This window comes from Caenispirillum salinarum (assembly GCF_044803115.1).
Lineage (GTDB): Bacteria > Pseudomonadota > Alphaproteobacteria > Rhodospirillales > Rhodospirillaceae > Caenispirillum > Caenispirillum salinarum_A.
Genome location: NZ_CP085224.1, coordinates 1,307,101 through 1,323,439, shown reverse-complemented (window position 1 = coordinate 1,323,439; position 16,339 = coordinate 1,307,101). Strand labels below are relative to the sequence as shown.

9 protein-coding genes are annotated in these 16,339 nt (G+C 68.8%); 2 read left to right on the top strand and 7 right to left on the bottom strand.

Features of this window, described 5'->3' with window-relative positions; translation table 11 throughout:
- Positions 1–230 precede the first annotated feature (230 nt).
- The gene (locus tag LG334_RS05930; RefSeq protein ID WP_404384234.1) at positions 231–2,426 is read left to right on the top strand and encodes a mechanosensitive ion channel domain-containing protein; all 2,196 of its coding nucleotides are present in this window, start codon (positions 231–233) and stop codon (positions 2,424–2,426) included.
- A gap of 7 nt (positions 2,427–2,433) precedes the next feature.
- Here the strand turns inward: LG334_RS05930 and LG334_RS05925 are convergent, their stop codons facing one another.
- The 5 genes from LG334_RS05925 to LG334_RS05905 form a co-directional block, all read right to left on the bottom strand.
- A complete protein-coding gene (locus LG334_RS05925; RefSeq protein ID WP_404384232.1) occupies positions 2,434–3,312 on the bottom strand; it encodes a diguanylate cyclase in 879 nt (292 codons plus the stop codon).
- Between the two features lie 11 nt (positions 3,313–3,323).
- Positions 3,324–7,709 carry a PAS domain S-box protein gene (locus tag LG334_RS05920; protein ID WP_404384230.1) on the bottom strand — a complete coding sequence of 1,462 codons (4,386 nt, stop codon included), beginning with the start codon at positions 7,707–7,709 and terminating at the stop codon, positions 3,324–3,326.
- A gap of 149 nt (positions 7,710–7,858) precedes the next feature.
- On the bottom strand, positions 7,859–10,504 hold the full coding sequence (locus tag LG334_RS05915; RefSeq protein ID WP_404384228.1) for a PAS domain S-box protein: 2,646 nt from the start codon (positions 10,502–10,504) through the stop codon (positions 7,859–7,861).
- Between the two features lie 4 nt (positions 10,505–10,508).
- Positions 10,509–11,450: a substrate-binding domain-containing protein gene (locus LG334_RS05910; protein WP_404384226.1), complete on the bottom strand. Its 942-nt coding sequence runs from the start codon at positions 11,448–11,450 to the stop codon at positions 10,509–10,511.
- Between the two features lie 596 nt (positions 11,451–12,046).
- On the bottom strand, positions 12,047–12,247 hold the full coding sequence (locus tag LG334_RS05905) for a bacterioferritin-associated ferredoxin (protein WP_404384224.1): 201 nt from the start codon (positions 12,245–12,247) through the stop codon (positions 12,047–12,049).
- Between the two features lie 318 nt (positions 12,248–12,565).
- Here LG334_RS05905 and LG334_RS05900 point away from each other — a divergent pair, with 318 nt between their 5' ends.
- Positions 12,566–13,387 carry a hypothetical protein gene (locus tag LG334_RS05900; protein ID WP_404384222.1) on the top strand — a complete coding sequence of 274 codons (822 nt, stop codon included), beginning with the start codon at positions 12,566–12,568 and terminating at the stop codon, positions 13,385–13,387.
- Positions 13,388–13,463: 76 nt separating this feature from the next.
- Here the strand turns inward: LG334_RS05900 and LG334_RS05895 are convergent, their stop codons facing one another.
- Together LG334_RS05895 and LG334_RS05890 are read right to left on the bottom strand one after the other, a co-directional pair.
- Positions 13,464–15,032, bottom strand: coding sequence for a SpoVR family protein (locus LG334_RS05895; protein WP_404384220.1), 1,569 nt, complete (start codon positions 15,030–15,032; stop codon positions 13,464–13,466).
- Positions 15,029–16,336 (bottom strand): YeaH/YhbH family protein, encoded by a 1,308-nt coding sequence (locus LG334_RS05890; RefSeq protein ID WP_404384218.1) that lies wholly within the window; start codon positions 16,334–16,336, stop codon positions 15,029–15,031. The genes LG334_RS05895 and LG334_RS05890 overlap by 4 nt, the downstream gene beginning before the upstream one ends.
- Positions 16,337–16,339 lie beyond the last annotated feature (3 nt).

The following is a 16,339-nucleotide window of genomic DNA, read 5'->3' as shown; positions in this document are numbered from 1 at the left end:
TCCCACGATCAGCCGCCCTTGCGTGCCGACGAAGGGATGCGCCGACGCGCGCGCGGTTGACGGGGACGGACCTTCCGCGCGAACGATGGATTTGACAGAAGCCGCAAGAGCCGCTCGAGTAGACCCGGACGTATAGCCTTCGACGTATTGCGTATCATACACACCTTGTTCAGCCTGGGCGTCCTGCCTCGGCTTCTTCCACCGATCCGACACCACGGAGCATCCTGACCGTGCCGTTCCTACTCCGCCCCCTTCTGCCCCTTCTCGCCCTTCTCATGCTCGCCCTTCCGGCGCCGGCCTTCGCCCAGGACGCCGAGGCCGCACCACCGGCCTATTCCACCCTTGCCGACGTGCTGGAGGACGAAGCGGCGCGGCGGGCGCTGATCGAGGACCTGCGGCGCCTTGCCGCGCCATCGGTCGAGGAGGCCGCCGAAACGGCGGCGGCGCCTGATCCGTCGCTGGCCCGCCAGATCGCAACCATGACCAAGGGCATCGCCGAGCAGGTCATCGTGCAGGCCCAGGGCGTCTGGACCGGCCTGATCGAGATGTTCAACGGCGGCGGCCGCGGCTTGGCGCAACTGAGCGAGTGGGCAGCCAACCTGGCCATCGTGATCGCCACGGTCCTGGTGCTGTTCTTCGTGCTGCGCCGCGCCGTCCGCCCCGCCTATGCCCGCGCCGACCGCTGGGTCATGGCGCAGCAGGAGGGAGAACGGCGCTGGGTCCACCGCATCATCGCCATCGGCGGGACCGCGCTGCTGGACCTTGTCGTGGTGCTGGTCGCGTGGGTCGGCGGCTATGTGCTGGCGCTGACCTGGCTGGGCACGGCCGGGCGCATGGGGACGGCGCAGTCGCTGTTCCTCAACGCCTTCCTCATCATCGAAATCGTCAAGCTGGGCATGCGCGGCCTGTTTGCCTCGCGCTACCAGGGCCTGCGAATCCTGCCCCTGCCGGCCGAGGACGCGGCGGTCTGGAACATCCTGCTGGCACGCCTGGTCGGGCTGATCGGCTACGGCATGCTGTTCGTCTCGCCCGTCGTCACCGCCCAGATCAGCTGGGGCGCCGGGCGTGCCGTCGCCGTGCTGGTGATGCTGCTGGCGTTCCTCTATGCCCTGACCGGCATTCTGGCCAAGCGCAAGCGGGTGCGCGACGCGCTGACGGTGCGGGCGGAGAACGCCAGGAGCGGCTTTACCGGCGCCGCCATCAGGCTGCTGGCCCGCACCTGGCACGTCTTCGCCATCCTGTACTTCGCCGCACTCGCGCTGGTGACCATCGTGCGACCGGGCGACGCCCTGCCCTTCATGGCCTCGGCCACTTTCCAGACGCTGGCGGCGATTGCCGGCGGCTTCGTCGCCTATGCCATTCTGGAGCGCCTCATCATGCTGGGCGTGCGCGTGCCGGAGGAAACCCGCCGCCGTCTGCCGCAGCTCGAAAGGCGCCTGAACACCTACATCCCGACCGGCCTGCGCGTGGTGCGCACGGTGGTGGTGGTCCTCGTCCTGGCGCTGATCGCCGCCGCCTGGGAGGTCTGGGACGTGGCGGCCTGGATGGCGTCGGAGCGCGGATCGGTGATGCTGTCCGCTGCCATCGACATCGCTGTCATTATCGTCCTGGCGGCGGCGGTGTGGATCGCCGTGGCCTCGTGGGTGGAGCACCGGCTCAGTCCCGAGACCGGCACCGGCGAGCCGGGCGCGCGCGAGAAGACGCTGCTCGCCATCTTCCGCAATGCCTTTTCCATCGTGCTGATCACCATGACGGCGATGATCGTGATGTCCGAGATGGGCATAGACATCGGACCGCTCATCGCCGGTGCCGGCGTGCTGGGCCTTGCCATCGGTTTCGGCTCGCAGAAGCTGGTGCAGGACATCATCACGGGCGTCTTCATCCAGCTTGAGAACGCCATCAACACCGGCGACGTGGTCACGGTCGGCGGCATCTCCGGCACAGTGGAAAAGCTGACGATCCGCTCCATCGGCATCCGGGACCTGGCGGGCTCGTACCACATCATCCCGTTTTCGTCGGTCGACCTGGTGACCAACTTCATGCGCGACTTCGCCTTCCATGTGGGCGAGTACGGCATCGCCTACCGCGAGAACGTCGATGACGCCATCGAGCGCCTCAAGGAAGCGTTCGAGGAGCTGCGCGCCAACCCCGACAACGCGCCCTTGATCCTGGACGACCTGGAGGTCAGCGGCGTCGTCGCCCTGGCCGACAGCTCGGTGAACATCCGCGTGCGCATCAAGACGGCGCCGGGTTCGCAGTGGGCCATCGGGCGGGCCTACAACAAGCTGGTGAAGCAGCACTTCGACGCCGCCGGCATCGAGATCCCGTTCCCGCACATGACCCTGTACTTCGGCCAGGACAAGAACGGCAGCGCGCCGCCGGTGCCGCTGCCGCAGCCCATGCTCCAGGGCAAGGCTGCGGAGTAGCCGCGCCTCAGGCGGCCGCCACCACCCGGTCGCGGCCGCCTTCCTTGGCGCGGTAGAGCGCGCCGTCGGCGCGGCGCAGCAGGCTCTCGGGCGTGTCGCCGGCGAAGCTGGCCAGGCCGGCGGAGGTCGTGAAGCCGAAGGTCGCGGCGTCCGTCGTCACCCGCGCAGCCGCCACGGCCGCGCGCAGGCGCTCCGCCAGGGTGGCGGCACCGTCGGCGCCGGTTTCCGGCAGCAACACGGCAAATTCCTCGCCGCCCAGGCGCCCGAGGCTGTCGGTGTCGCGCAGGTGGCCGCGCAGCGTGTCGGCGAAGGCCACCAGCGCCTGGTCCCCGGCGGCATGGCCGCGGGTGTCGTTGATGCGCTTGAAGTGGTCAATGTCGAGCATCAGCACGGCGAAATCGTGCCCATGGCGGCCGGCGCGCTGCGTCTCCGTCTCCAGCCGCGCCATGAAGGCCCGGCGGTTGAGGGCGCCGGTCAACGTGTCGGTGGTCGCCAGCCGTTCCAGGTCCAGGTGCTGGCGGCGCAGGGCGAGCATGTTGCGCACCCGCGCGCGCAGTTCCACCTCGTCCAGCGGCTTGCGCAGGAAGTCGGTCGCCCCGGCCTCGAAGGCCTGGTACAGCACCTGCTTCTGGTCGTCGGCGGTGACCATCAGGACCGGGATGAAATCGCCCGGCCGGGCCTCGCGCAGGGCGCGCACCAGTTCCACGCCGTCCATGCCCGGCATGACGTAGTCCGTCACTACCAAATCCGGCGCCTGATCGCGACACGCCTCCAGCGCCTGCGCCCCGCTCTCGACCACGCGGGCTTCCACGTCCGGCAGGTCGGCCAGCAGGGCCTGCAGCAGCATGGCGTTGGGCAGCATGTCGTCGACGATGAGAACCTTCATGACGCTTCCCCTCATTCCCTCTCTGTGACCTGGTCCATGTGGAGCCGTTCGCGCACCGCCGCGACGGTCGCTTCGGCCGCCGGGCGGAGGGCTGCGACGGCGGCCTCCGCATCCGGCAGTGCCCCGGCGCGGGCGGCGGTTTCGATGCGCTCCGCCAGTTGGGCGACGTGCCGCGCCCCGAACTGTGCCGCCATGCCCTTCAGCCCGTGGGCCGCGCGCCGGGCCGCTTCGGCGTCGCCCGCCTCCGCGGCGTCCGCGACGGCCGCGGCCGTCGGCTCCAGCCGCTGCGCCACGGCGTCGAGAATGCGGACCAGCATGGCCTCGCCCACCTGCCCCTCGAGCCGCGCCAGGACAGCGGCGTCCAGCGTGACCGCCTCGGCCTCGCCCTCTGACGGCGGGCCGCCCGCCGGCTCACCCTCCGGTGCGGCCGGCGCACCGGCCCCGTCGCCGGCCAACCGGCCGACGGCATCGGACAGCCGCTGCCAGTCGATGGGCTTGGTCAGGTAATCGTCCAGCCCCGCCGCCAGATAGCGCTCGCGGTCCGACGACAGAAGGTCCGCCGTCAGCGCCACGATGGAGACCCTGCGCGCGGGCTCCGGCAGGGCACGGATGGCGCGTGTCGCCTCGGGACCGTCCATCACCGGCATCTGCATGTCCATGAGCACGATGTCGTAGGGGCGATCCGCGGCCACCGCGTCCTGCACCGCCACCACCGCCGCGGCGCCGTCCCCGACCGCGTCCACCGCATGCCCCATGCGGCCGAGCCCGGTGGTCAGCAGCAGGCGGTTTGTCTCGTTGTCCTCGGCGACCAGAATGCGGACCTGGCGTCCGGCGGCACGCTCCGGCGTGGCGGCAGCCAGGCTGTCCCGCGCCTCCCGCGCCGCCGCGCGCCGGACGTCGCCCGCCTTCATGCGCACGGTGAAGGTGAAGGTCGTGCCGCGGCCCGGCGTGGTCACCATGCCGATCTCGCCGCCCATGGCCTCCACCAGACGCTTGCAGATGACCAGCCCCAGCCCGGTGCCGCCGTAGCGGCGGGTGGTGGAGGCGTCAGCCTGGGTGAAGGGCTGGAACAGGCGCGCCTGCTGGTCGCCCGTCATGCCGATGCCGGTGTCGCGCACGGCGAAGGATAGCCACACCCCCGTCCCGTCTTCGGTGGCCGAGGTCAGGTCCACCTCCACCGTCCCGCGCTCGGTGAACTTCACGGCGTTGCCCACCAGGTTGAGCAGGATCTGGCGCAGGCGCGTCGGGTCGCCCCGCACGGCCTCCGGCGCCGCCTCAAGCGCCTTCCAGCGCAGCACGAGGCCCTTTTCCGACGCCTTGACGTTGAGAAGCTGGACCACGTCTTCCATGATCTCCGCCGGTCGGAAGTCGATCTCCTCCAGCACCAGTTGCCCGGCCTCGATCTTCGAGAAATCCAGCACGTCGTTGAGCAGCGTCAGAAGCGTGTCGGCCGAACGCTTAAGCGTGCTGACGAAGCGGCGCCCCTCGCCCGGCAGGTCGGTCGCCTGCAGCAGATCCGCCATGCCCAGAATGCCGGTCATGGGCGTGCGCAACTCGTGGCTCATGACGGCCAGGAACTGGGATTTGGCCTGATTGGCGGCCTCCGCCTGCTGGCGCGCCACCTCGAGCGCGTCGGCCAGGTCGGCCATTTCGGAAGCGCGCTCCTCGGCGACGGCGCGGCTGTATTCCAGCTCCTGACGCGCCGTGACGGTGTCGGTGATGTCCACCAGCGTCACCTGAAGGCTGCGCTCGCCCCGCCAGGTGACGGCGCGCACCATGGCCTCCAGCCACAGTGTCCCGCCGTTGGCGTGCTGCGCGCGCAGCGGCAGCGTGCGCACGTCGGTGGCGCCCCGCAGCACCGGCTCCAGGGCGCCCAGGACGGTCCTTCGGTCCTCGCCCGGCACGAAGTGTGCGACCCGCGGCAGGTCCGCCGGGCGCGCGTCCTCGGGCAGGCCGAACAGGCGCAGGAACGACCGGTTGGCGAACTGGATGCGCATGCCGCGCGACAGGATCAGGATGCCCTCGATGGAGCCTTCCACCAGGTCGCGGAACTGCGCCTCCTTCTCCCGCAGGGTGGCTTCGGTGCGCACGCGGCGGCTGATGTCGCGGACCAGCCCGGTGAACAGCATGCCGTCCGGCGCTTCCACAACGCTGACGGCCAGTTCCAGCGGAAAGCGGGTGCCGTCGCTGCGCATGCCCTCCACCTGCCGCACACGGCCGATGACGCCGGGGGCGCCGCCGGCCATGAAGGCGGCGATGTAGCCGTCGTGGTGTCTGGAGACCTCGTCGGGCATGAGCATGTTGACGTTGCGGCCGATCATGGCGTTGCGCGACCAGCCGAAAATGGTTTCCGTCGCCGGATTGACCGACCGGATGATGCCGGCCGAATCGATGGTCACGATGCCGTCGACGGCGTTGTCCAGGATGGCCTGCAACTGCCGTTCGTGGGTGACGATGGCGTCCTGGGCCAGGCGCTCCTCGGTGATGTCCACGATCACGCCATTGAACAGCACCTCGTCCTCGGCGGCACCCGAGATGCAGCGCGACAGGCCGCGCCACCAGCGCACCGTGCCGTCGGGCAGCAGGAAGCGCCCCTCGAAGCGCCAGTCGCCGCGGGCGGCCACGGCGCCCGCGATGCTGTCCATCAACGGCTGCATGTCGTCGGGATGCACCGGCAGCGCCTGCCAGTCCGCCATCAGGGTCTCGGGCGCGACGCCGCACAGGTCGACGGACTGCGGGCTGACGTAGCGCAGACCGTGCTCGCCGCCCGCGCGGTGGTACCACTGGTAGATCATGCCGGGCACGTTGGCGGCCATGTCGCGGAAGCGGCTTTCGCTGGCGCGCAGGGCGTCCTCGGTGCGCTTGAGGTCGGTGATGTCGGTGTGGGCGCCGATCATCCGCACCACCGCGCCCGTCGCGTCCTTTTCATGGATGGCGCGGCTGAGGATGAAGACGATATGCCCGTCCTTGTGGCGGAACCGCTGCACCGTCTCGAAGACGGGCACGCGGCCGGCGTTGTAGTCCTCCACCAGCCGCAGGGCGGCCTCGCGGTCCTCGGGCAGGATGACCTGCCTCCACATGGCCAGCGTGTTGGCCAGTTCGTCGTCCTCGTAGCCAAGCTGCTGCTTCCAGCGCGGCGAGAACCACAACTGGCCGTGGCGCATGTCCCACTCCCAGATGCCGTCGTTGGTCGCCGTGGCGGCCAGGCGGAAACGCCGCTCGGTCATCGAAAGGGTGGTCAGCGCGTCCTCGAAGGCATCGGCCGCGCGGCTGAGGTCGGCCACCTCGTCGCGGTCGCGCACGCCGGCGGCCTGCCCCGCCCCTTCCACCGTCTGCGACAGGCGCCGCAGCCGGTCGCTGAGCAGCGACAGCGGCCCGGCGACCCGGCGGTCGAACTGGCGGATCAAAAGAAGCGTCAGAAGCAGGTACGCCACCAGCGCCCCCGCCTCGGTCACCAGGTCGCGCAGGGCGCGCCGGCGGTCCGCCCGGGCCACCGCCTCCGACCGCTCCGCCGCGGCCGACACCACGTCGCCGATGGCATCGAGGCCGGCGACAATGACGGGCGTCGCCTCGTCGACGGTGGCCGGCATGGGACGGCCGAAGCGGATCGCCTCCGCAACACCGTCGAGCAGCGGCCGCAGCGCGTCGCCATAGGCCGTCTCCATGGTGTCGAGCGGCCCCCGCAGCGCCGCGACGCCGATGGCGGACTGCCGGATGGTGCGCCACTGCATGGCGGCCGCGCCGGTCAATTCCGCCATGGCCCGCGCCGTCTCGATGGAATAGACGGCGGGCGTCGCAAGGACCGATGTGGCGCGGCTGCTTTCCAGGCCGGCGGTGATGCGCATGCGCACGGCCGCCAGCTTGATGGTGGTCAGCCGGGCGAACTCGGCCCCGTCCACCTCGGCCAAGGAAAGCCGCTCGGCCGTGAAGGCTTCCAGCGCGTCGATGGCGGCGGTGACGGCCTCGAGCCACTGCCCCGCGAGGTCGGCGGAGGGCTCGTCCTGCCGGACCAGGGCTTCGTCGACCCGCCGGCGAAGGTCGTCCAGCGTCGCCAGGACGCGGCGCACGCTCGCGGTATCGGCCCCGCGGCCCAGCTCGTTCAGGGAAGGCCGGATCGCTTCATCGGCGGCTTGGCGGGTTTCGGCGATACGGCCCTGCCACCGGTCGCGCTCCGGCCCCGGCGTGCGCAGCGCCAGGTTCGTCAGTCCCCGCTCGAAGGCCAGAACCTGGATACCCTGCAACAGCGCGTCGGCGACCTGCACCTGGTCCGCCACCGTCCTGGCCTGAACCAGTTCGTTGTAGGACCGTACGAGGTCGCGCGTCAGCAGGGCCCCGGTGACCGTCGCCATGAGGACCAGCACGCTCAGCATGAGCTTTCGGATGCGGAAGGACTTCAAGAGGACCTGCTTCGTGACGGGGCGGATATCTTTCGAAGTATAATCACTTCTTTTGCCCTCCCGCTCTCGCAAACTGCCGGCGCCCTTGCCACGCGATGCGCGGACGCGGCGTTGTCGCTCAGGTCATACGCAGCCGGCGCCCCCGGGGATCAACTGCCGCTTGCAGCGCCGGACGCGGGAAACAGGACGTGGAAGGTGCTGCCGTGGCCCTCGCCCGCGGACTCGAGCCAGATGCGCCCGCCGTGGCGGTCCATGATCCGGCGGCAGACGGCCAGCCCGACACCCGTGCCCTCGTATTCCTCGGCTTGATGAAGGCGCTGGAAAACCTTGAACAGGCGCGGAGCCTGCCGCGGATCGATCCCGATACCGTTGTCGGCGATGGCGAATTCGGTCCCGTCCGGCCGTTTCCGGGCCGTCAGCGTGATGTGCGGCCGGCGGTCGGGCGGACAGTACTTCAGCGCGTTGCCGATCAGGTTCTGGAACAGGCGCACCCCTTCGTTGCGGCTGGCGTGGATGATGGGCCAGTCCTCCGGCAGGTCGATCAGCGCCCCCCGCTCCTCGACGGAAACCGCCAGAAACCGGATCGCCTCGACCACCAATTCGCCGCTGTCGACCGGAGCGATGGGTTCGCCCATGCGGCCGACGCGGGAATATTCCAGAAGTGCGACCAGCATCTGGTCCATGCGCTGGGCACCGTCCTTGACGTAGCCCATGAACTCCTTGGCCCGCTCGGGCAGGCTGTCGCCCACCCGCCGTTCGACAAGCTGGGTGTAGCTGTTGATCATGCGCAGCGGCTGGCGCAGATCGTGCGATGCGGCGTAGGCGAAATGCTCCAGTTCCTCGTTGGAGCGCCGGAGCGCCTCTTCCATCGCCTTGCGGTCGGTGATGTCCTCCTTGATGCCCAGAAAACTGTCGATCCGGCCGTCGTCGCCGATCACCGGGGCGATGGTCGCCAGCTCCCAGAACAGCGTGCCGTCCTTGCGCCGGTTGTGGAACTCGCCCGACCATGTCTCGCCGGCGAGAATGGTGTCCCACAGGGTCTGGTAATCCTCGGCCGACGTGTAGCCCGACTTCATGAACCGGGGATTGCTGCCCTTGACCTCGTCGAGCGTGTAGCCGGTCACGGCTTCGAAGGTATGGTTGACGTATTCTATGTTGCCCAGGCAGTCGGTGATGACCACCGAGACCGGGCTCTGCTCCACCGCCTGCGAGAGTTTCTTCAGGCGGGCCTGCTGTTCCCGCATCTGGGTAACATCCCGGAACACCACCACGGCGCCGCGCGCCTCCTCCGCCTCGTCGAAGATGGGGGTGGCGACGAAGTCGACGGTCAGGTGGCTGCCGTCGCGGCACCAGAAGGTGTCGTTTTCGACGCGGGTCGTCACGCCTTCGGAAAAGGCCGCGCAGGTCGGGCATTCCGTCTCGGGGTACGGCGATCCGTCCGCGCGCTGGTAGTGGAAGGCTGCATGAGCGTTGCGGCCCACAAGCTGCGCGCAGTCGTAGCCCAGGATGGCGCAGGCGGCCCGGTTGATGAATGTGATGGTGCCGGTGTCGTCAACGCCGAAGATGCCTTCCCCCGCGGCATCCAGGATGTCGCGGTTGAGCCGCAGTATGCGCGCCAGCGTCGCCTCGCGCTCCTTGCGCTCGGTGATGTCCAGATGGGTGCCGGAGACGCGCAGCGGGCGGCCCTCGGCGTCCCATTCCACCACCTTGCCCTTGTCGTGTATCCACAGCCAGTGGCCGTCCTTGTGCCGCATACGGCATTCGCAGGAATAGGTCTCGACCTTCCGCGCGAAGACCTGTTCGAGCGCCGCCGCGCTTCTCGGCGCATCGTCGGGATGCACGAGGGTCTGCCAAGTCTTTATGCTGATCGGTTCCAGCTCGGCCAGCGTGTACCCGCACATCTCGGCCCAACGATCGTTGAACTCCGTCTCGCCGGTCTGGACGTTCCACTCCCAGGTTCCGGCGCCGGTGGACCAGATGATCTCGCGCAGCTTGCGCTCGGACGTCGTGACCTTCGCCTTCTGCCGCAGCAGTTCCTGGTGATGAACCTCCAGCGCCTGCCGCGACGCCCGCGTCATGTCGACCATCTGGTTGATGAGCGACGCCAGGGCGCGGATTTCCCGCGCGCCCCGCACCGGTATGGCCTGCGACGGCAATCCCGTGGCGTCCCTCTCGGCGACGACATCGGCTGCGTGGCGGATGGGCCGGACGACCAGGCGATGCAGCGTCAGGAGGACGATGACCGCGATGGGCAGCGTCGTCACCAGGCCGATCAGCGCGCTGTCCTGAAGCAGGGTCGCAAGCTGCGCCTGGAGGGCCGTGTCCGACATGCAGATGGACAGCGTGCCAACGGAAGCGGCTGCACCGGGCGGCCGGAGATCGGCGCGATAGATCATCCGGCACTCCGCCATGACGGCCACATGTCCGGCATCGGCGGGATCATAGTCAACCACGGTGCCGGAGGGCTCCCGCACCCGGCCGACGACGTAGGCGGGCTCGTCGACGATGCCTCCCATGTTGTCGTCGCGCACCACGATCGCCTTGATGTTCTCCGAACCCATCTCGTTGCCGACAAGGGTGGCGTACTCGTTGACGGCGTAGGCCTGCACGTAGGGCGCGACGCTTGCCGCCAGCGATGCCGCCCGGCGCTCGCCTTCCTCCGCGAGACGCGCGGCGATGCGCTCCCGTCCGGCCACGTACTGCCCCGCCGTATAGAGGGACACGGCGGCAACGGCGGTCAGGACCACGGCGAGCCCGACGGCCATCGGCAGCGAGATATGTCGGACGGCGTTCATGCGGTCAGCGGCCCTTCCCATCGCCGGTCAGGCCGAGGACGTTGCGCCGGATCAGCGGCGTCAATTCCTCGATGTTGTCCTGCGACACTGCCAGAACCGGCAGTTTGCGCACCTGGTCCACCGTCTCTCCCCGCAGGTGGCGGTCCATGGCGGCGGCGGCCTTCTCGCCCATAAGGAACGGCTGCTGCATTCCCGCCCCCACCAGCACGCCCTGCGGGATGAGATCCAGGAACTCGGGCTCCGCGTCGAAGGTCAGCAGAAGCACCTCGCCGGTACGCCCGGCCGCCGCAATGGCGTCCAGGGCCGCCTGGTAGCGGTCCGATCCCTGCAGCCAGATCGCACGCAGCGCCGGGTCGGCCCTCAGGAGATCGGACGTGTGGTCAAAGGTTTCCTGGTAGGAGAAATCCATCTGCTGGCGAATGCCGGAGACGCGGATGCTCCGCTCCTCCATGGCCCGCATGAACCCTGCCGTCCGGGCCTGGCCATTGGCGCGCTTCTGCGGAATGGCGACGATGCCGACCGATCCGTCCAGCCAGCCCCGTTCGGCCAGGGCGTTCGCCAGGATCACGCCGATGCCGTGCGCCCCGGCCTCGTTGTCGGATGAGATGGTGGAGACGTACCGCCCGCCGTCCGTCCCGACATCGGAGATGACGACGGGAATCCCCGCCTTTTCGGCCAGATCGAGAATGGTGACACAGGCCGACGAGGTTGTTGGCGAGACGATGAGGCCCTGCACGCCCTGGCGGATGACCTGAACCACATGGCCGAGTTCGTCCCGTGGACTGTTTCCGGCCGAAAAAACCTCCACGGCATAGCCGCGCCGCGCCGCTTCCGACCTGACGCCGCGCCACATGATGTCCCAGAAGGGAATCCCCAGATCCGAAACCAGATAGGCCAGCCTGGGCGGCGCCCCTGCGTCGGCGGTGGCGGCGGCGGGGCTCGTCAAGGAGCCGGACAGTCCCCAGACCGCGCCGGCTCCCAGGCCAGCGCCGAACGCCCGCCGCGACATGCGGCGACGCAGTACCGGCGGCCCGGCGCGATCGGCGGAACAGCCGGGTTTTCTTGCGTCTGTCATCACTCCCCCTCCCCCAGACGATCGGACTCACGCCGGTCGGACGGCGCCCTGCCGCGTCAGGCGCCACCCGCCTCCCCTTCGGGCGGCCTCGATGATCACGCGCCGGCCGCCCTGATGCGAGGGCGGCGGACGGGTGCCTCGGCCAAAGGGCGCAAGACCCGTATGGCTCGATGGCCCGAAAGGAAGAGGCGTCGACGTGCGCCTACTCAATACGTATTTAGCCGATCGGGGATGGACAGCACAAACCGTTCATTCCTGCCCTGCGCCGTTCGCGCACGGTTCTTTGCGGCCGTCACTGTCTCGACGCCGCAGCGGAACGATTGCCATGCAGGATCGAGCGGGGGGAAGGGGGGGGGGGGGAATGCGCCGCATCCGCCGGACGGGGCGGTCACCGCGCGTCCGGGGGAGCGGGCGGGGTCGGCGAAGCGGCTTGGCGGATGAAAAGGAGGGGCCGATGGGCGCGGCGGCTATTCGGCCGCCATGGGCATGTCGCGTTGAGCCATGTCCAGCCGGGCATCGGCCATCACCTCGCGCGCGCAGGAGACGCAGCGGCCGCACTGGGGCTTTTCACCCAGGCTCTTGAAAGCCTGCGAGACCGTCGTCGCCCCGGCCTGGGCGGCCGCGGTGAAATCCCTGTCGGTCAGGCCATTGCAGATGCAGACGTACATGCGCCACCCCTTGCGTCTCGTCCTGCCTATGAGAATGATTTGCAATCACGTCGGTTGCAAGCATTTTCCGCATTCCGATTGTCATTTATGCCGGAACCCGTTTGGCCGCCCAAGAGCCGAACCCGAAACTCCGGCGGGTCGGCTGGACTCCCTCGTCCACCCTCAGCCGCTTGATTACGGGTTGGGCTCTTAGGGTTTTCCCTAATTGAAAACGCAATGAAGTTGCGTCGATCGTAGTCGCCACGCAATGCGCTGCCGGCCAGCCCCAAAACAACAACAGGCCGTCGGCACGGTGTCTGACCGGGGAGGGTCATCGTCATGTTCAACACGCATTTCCGCGCGCTGCGCGCCGCCCGGAGCGGCCTGTCGGCGCTGGAGTTCATCGACCGCCACCGCCTGCCGGTGTGGGACACGCTCATGCTGGAAGCCGGCCTGCTGGAGCGCTGCTCCGTCGATCTGCTGGCGGATCTGTGCGACATCCAGGCTGTCGCACCCGCCGACATGGTGCCCGCGCTGGCCGGCGTGGTGGACGGGCCGGACCGCGATGCCCTGTTCGCCGCCGATCCCGTCCGGCTGGAGCCGCTGGGGCTGATCCAACCGCCCCTGCCCTGCACCGCCACCCTGCACTTCAGCAACGGCTTTCGCCTGGCCTGCCACCTGCCCGAGGACGAGGGCCGCGGGCTGGTCATCCGCTATCAGGCCGCCGCCACCTCCGGAGCCGACGGGTCAGGCTTCTTCGCCTTCGGCGCCGGGCCGTGCCGCTATGTGGTGAACGCGCGCCACGTCGCGTCCATCCGGCTGGCGCACGACACCGAGTGGTCCGCCAATGCCTACGACGGCCTGCCCGCCGCCGGCGGCGCCCCGCTGGCGGTGATGCAGGCGGGCGACCGGGCGCCGGCGCTGGTGGATGCCGCCTGGGACGACGCCCGCGAGACCGCGCTGGCCGACATTCTGGACGGCCTGCCGACGGACACCGCCGATCCCTTCGCCCTCGCCTGCGGGCGCGAGGCCGGCGACGTGATGGTCATCAACCCGACGCACCTGGCGCTGATGGTCGCCCACGCCCATACCCTTTCGCCGGCCCTGCGCGACCTGATCGCCGCCGGGCCGGACGCAGCGGACCTGGCGCTGTCGGCGTGAGCACCGACCGCCCAACGAAAGAAGGCGCTGCCGGGGCCCCTCCGGCAGCGCCTTTCCTTTCGGCGGCTTGGCAGCGTCACCCGAACCGGCGGCGCGGGCCGGCCTTGTGTTCCTTCAGGATCATGTCGGTCGCGGCGTCCACCTCGGTCAGCAGCACGTCGTAGCCCCACAGGTCCGCCAGGTAGCCGAGCACGCGGCGGGCGTCGCTTTCCTCCAGCATCACGCCGTCGATGGCCCGGTGACGGAGCATGAGGCGGCGGTCACCGGTCAGGTCGACGTCGACCACCTGGATATCGGGCTCCATCCGCGCGATGTCGTAGTGCCAGGCCAGCCGGTTGCGGATTTCGCGATAGCCGCGCTCGTTGTGGATGGCGCGCACCAGATAGGTTGGGTCGTCGCTGTCGTCGGACAGGTCGAACAGCCGGAAATCGCGGATGACCTTGGGCCCCAGGTACTGCTGGATGAAGCTTTCGTCCCGGAAGTTGTGCCAGGTGTCCTTCAGCACGCCGATGGGATCGCCGCACCCCGCGATGCCGGGGAACCAGCGGTGATCCTCCTCGTCGGGGGTCAGGCAGGCGCGTTCGATGTCGCGCATCACCGCGAAGCCGACGGCATAGGGATTGAGGCCGCTGTAGCGGGGATCGTCGAACTCCGGCTGGAAGACCACGTTGGTGTGGCTTTGCAGGAACTCCAGATAGGCGCCGTCGGGGATCAGGCCGCGGTCATGCAGCGTGCCCATGATGGTGTAGTGGGTCCAGGTGGCGCAGCCCTCGTTCATCATCTTGGTCTGGCGCTGCGGATAGAAGTACTGCGCGATGTTGCGCACAATCCGCAAAACTTCCCGCTGCCAGCCCTTGAGCATGGGCGAGGTTTTCTCGAGGAAATAGAGGATGTTCTCCTGCGGCAGTTGCAGCAGCGCCTTGCGGCGTTCCTCCTCGCGCGTATCCCTGGGCGTGCCGGGCTTTGCGGCCTTCGGCAGGGTGCGCCACAGGTCGTCGTAGACCCGCTCCTCGTGCAGTTGGCGCTCGCGGAACTTGCGCTCCTCGGACTTCAGGTCGGGAACCTTCTTGCGCGGGTAGCGGAACACGCCCTGCTGTTGCAGCGCGTGGGCGGCATCCAGCAGGCGCTCCACCTCGCCGTGGCCGTACTTCTGCTCGCACTCGGCGATGTAGCCCTGCGCGAAGTCCAGGTAGTCGAGAATGCCTTCCGCGTCGGTCCACTGCTGGAAAACATAGTTGTTCTTGAAGAAGTGGTTGTGGCCGAACGCCGCGTGGGCGATCACCAGCGTCTGCATCAGGGCGGTGTTTTCCTCCATGATGTAGCTGATGCAGGGGCTGGAGTTGATGACGATCTCGTAGGCCAGCCCGCGAAAGCCCTTGCGGTAGAGCATTTCCTGCTGGGCAAAGGACTTGCCGAAGGACCAGTGCTTGTAGAGCAGCGGCAGCGCCGACGACGCATAGGCGTCCAGCATCTGCTCGGCGGTGATGACCTCGATCTGGTTGGGGTAGACATCCAGGCCCATTTCGCCGACGGCGATCTTCTCCACCGTGTCGTGGACCCGCTGGATGGTGTCGAAGTTCCATTCCGCGCCCTCGAACAGGGGCTTCCCGGCAGTCTTGATGGCGGGGGCGGCGGTGTCGGTCATGGCACCCTCCCGACGGCCTTGTCGCCGTCCTTCTTGAACAGGTCGCGGAAGACGGGAAAGATTTCGCGACGGTGGTTCACCTTGCGCATGGCCATGGGCACGTCCGGGGCCATGATGCGTCGGTAGGTGCTCCACAGGTCGCTTTCCCGTCGCGCATGATGGCCCGGCAGGCCGCCGTCGCCGCGCCCGACCTCGATGTAGGCGTAGTACTGGCAGATGGGCAGGATGTCTTCCTGCATCAGCGACAGCACGCGGCCGGCATCGGCGGTGATGTTGTCGCCGTCGGACGCCTGCGCGGCATAGATGTTCCAGTCCGACACCGGATAGCGCTCCCGCACCACGCGCAGCATTTCCTCGAGCGCGGTGGAGACGATGGTGCCGCCGGTTTCGCGGTTGTGGAAGAAAGTGTCCTCGTCCACCTCCTGCGCCGTGTGGGTGTGGCGGATGAACACCACGTCCACATGCTTGTAGCGGCGCGCCAGGAAGATGTGCAGCAGCATGAAGAACCGCTTGGCGAGGTCCTTCATGTCCTCCGTCATCGAGCCCGAGACGTCCATCAGGCAGAACATCACCGCCCGCGCCACCGGCTTGGGCTTGGGATCGAAGCGCTTGTAGCGCACGTCGATGGGATCGACGAAGGGGATGCGGCTGGTCTTCTGCAGCAGTTCCGCCAGTTCGGCGCGCAGGGCCTCCAGGTCCTCGCTGATCTCGCCCTTGCGCTCGCGCTCCTCGATTTCCTCGTACAGGCGGCGGATCTCCGCCTTGTTGGGCCGCTTGAGCGCGATGCGGCGCGACAGGCTGTTGCGCATGGTGCGGCCCAGCGCCATGTTTGCCGGCGCGCCCGAGGGCGAGTAGCCGGCGCGGTGCCATGAGACGCTCTCGCTGGCGGCGACCTTCTGCTTCACCAGGTCGGGAAGCTCCAGGTCCTCCAGGAACAGGTCCACGAACTCGTCCCGCGACAGGGCGAAGCGGAAGTCGTCCTCGCCGCCGCCGTCGGGGCTGCCTTCGCTGCCCCGTCCGCCGCCGCCGGGGGGCCGTGGAAGGCGGTCGCCCTCCACGAACTCCTTGTTGCCGGGCAGGACGTGGTCGCGGATGCCGCTGCCCTGCCCGTGGTGGAACGTCGGCTCGCTGACCCCCGTCTTGGGGATGGACAGTTCGCCGCCCTGTTCGACATCCCGCACCCCGCGGCTGGCGGAGCTTTCGTGGACCGCGTCGCGCACCAGCGCCTTGGCGCGGCGCAGGAAGCGCTGGCGGTTGGGCAGGCTTTTGCCCTTGGGGTTCAGGCGTCGGTCAATAATGTGCATGGG

Excerpts from the sequence above, each read along its gene's own strand:
- LG334_RS05900 (WP_404384222.1), top strand. The coding sequence starts at position 12,566 with ATGTTCAACACGCATTTCCGCGCGCTGCGCGCCGCCCGGAGCGGCCTG.
- LG334_RS05895 (WP_404384220.1), bottom strand. The coding sequence starts at position 15,032 with ATGACCGACACCGCCGCCCCCGCCATCAAGACTGCCGGGAAGCCCCTG.
- LG334_RS05925 (WP_404384232.1), bottom strand. The coding sequence starts at position 3,312 with ATGAAGGTTCTCATCGTCGACGACATGCTGCCCAACGCCATGCTGCTG.
- LG334_RS05890 (WP_404384218.1), bottom strand. The coding sequence starts at position 16,336 with ATGCACATTATTGACCGACGCCTGAACCCCAAGGGCAAAAGCCTGCCC.
- LG334_RS05915 (WP_404384228.1), bottom strand. The coding sequence starts at position 10,504 with ATGAACGCCGTCCGACATATCTCGCTGCCGATGGCCGTCGGGCTCGCC.
- LG334_RS05905 (WP_404384224.1), bottom strand. The coding sequence starts at position 12,247 with ATGTACGTCTGCATCTGCAATGGCCTGACCGACAGGGATTTCACCGCG.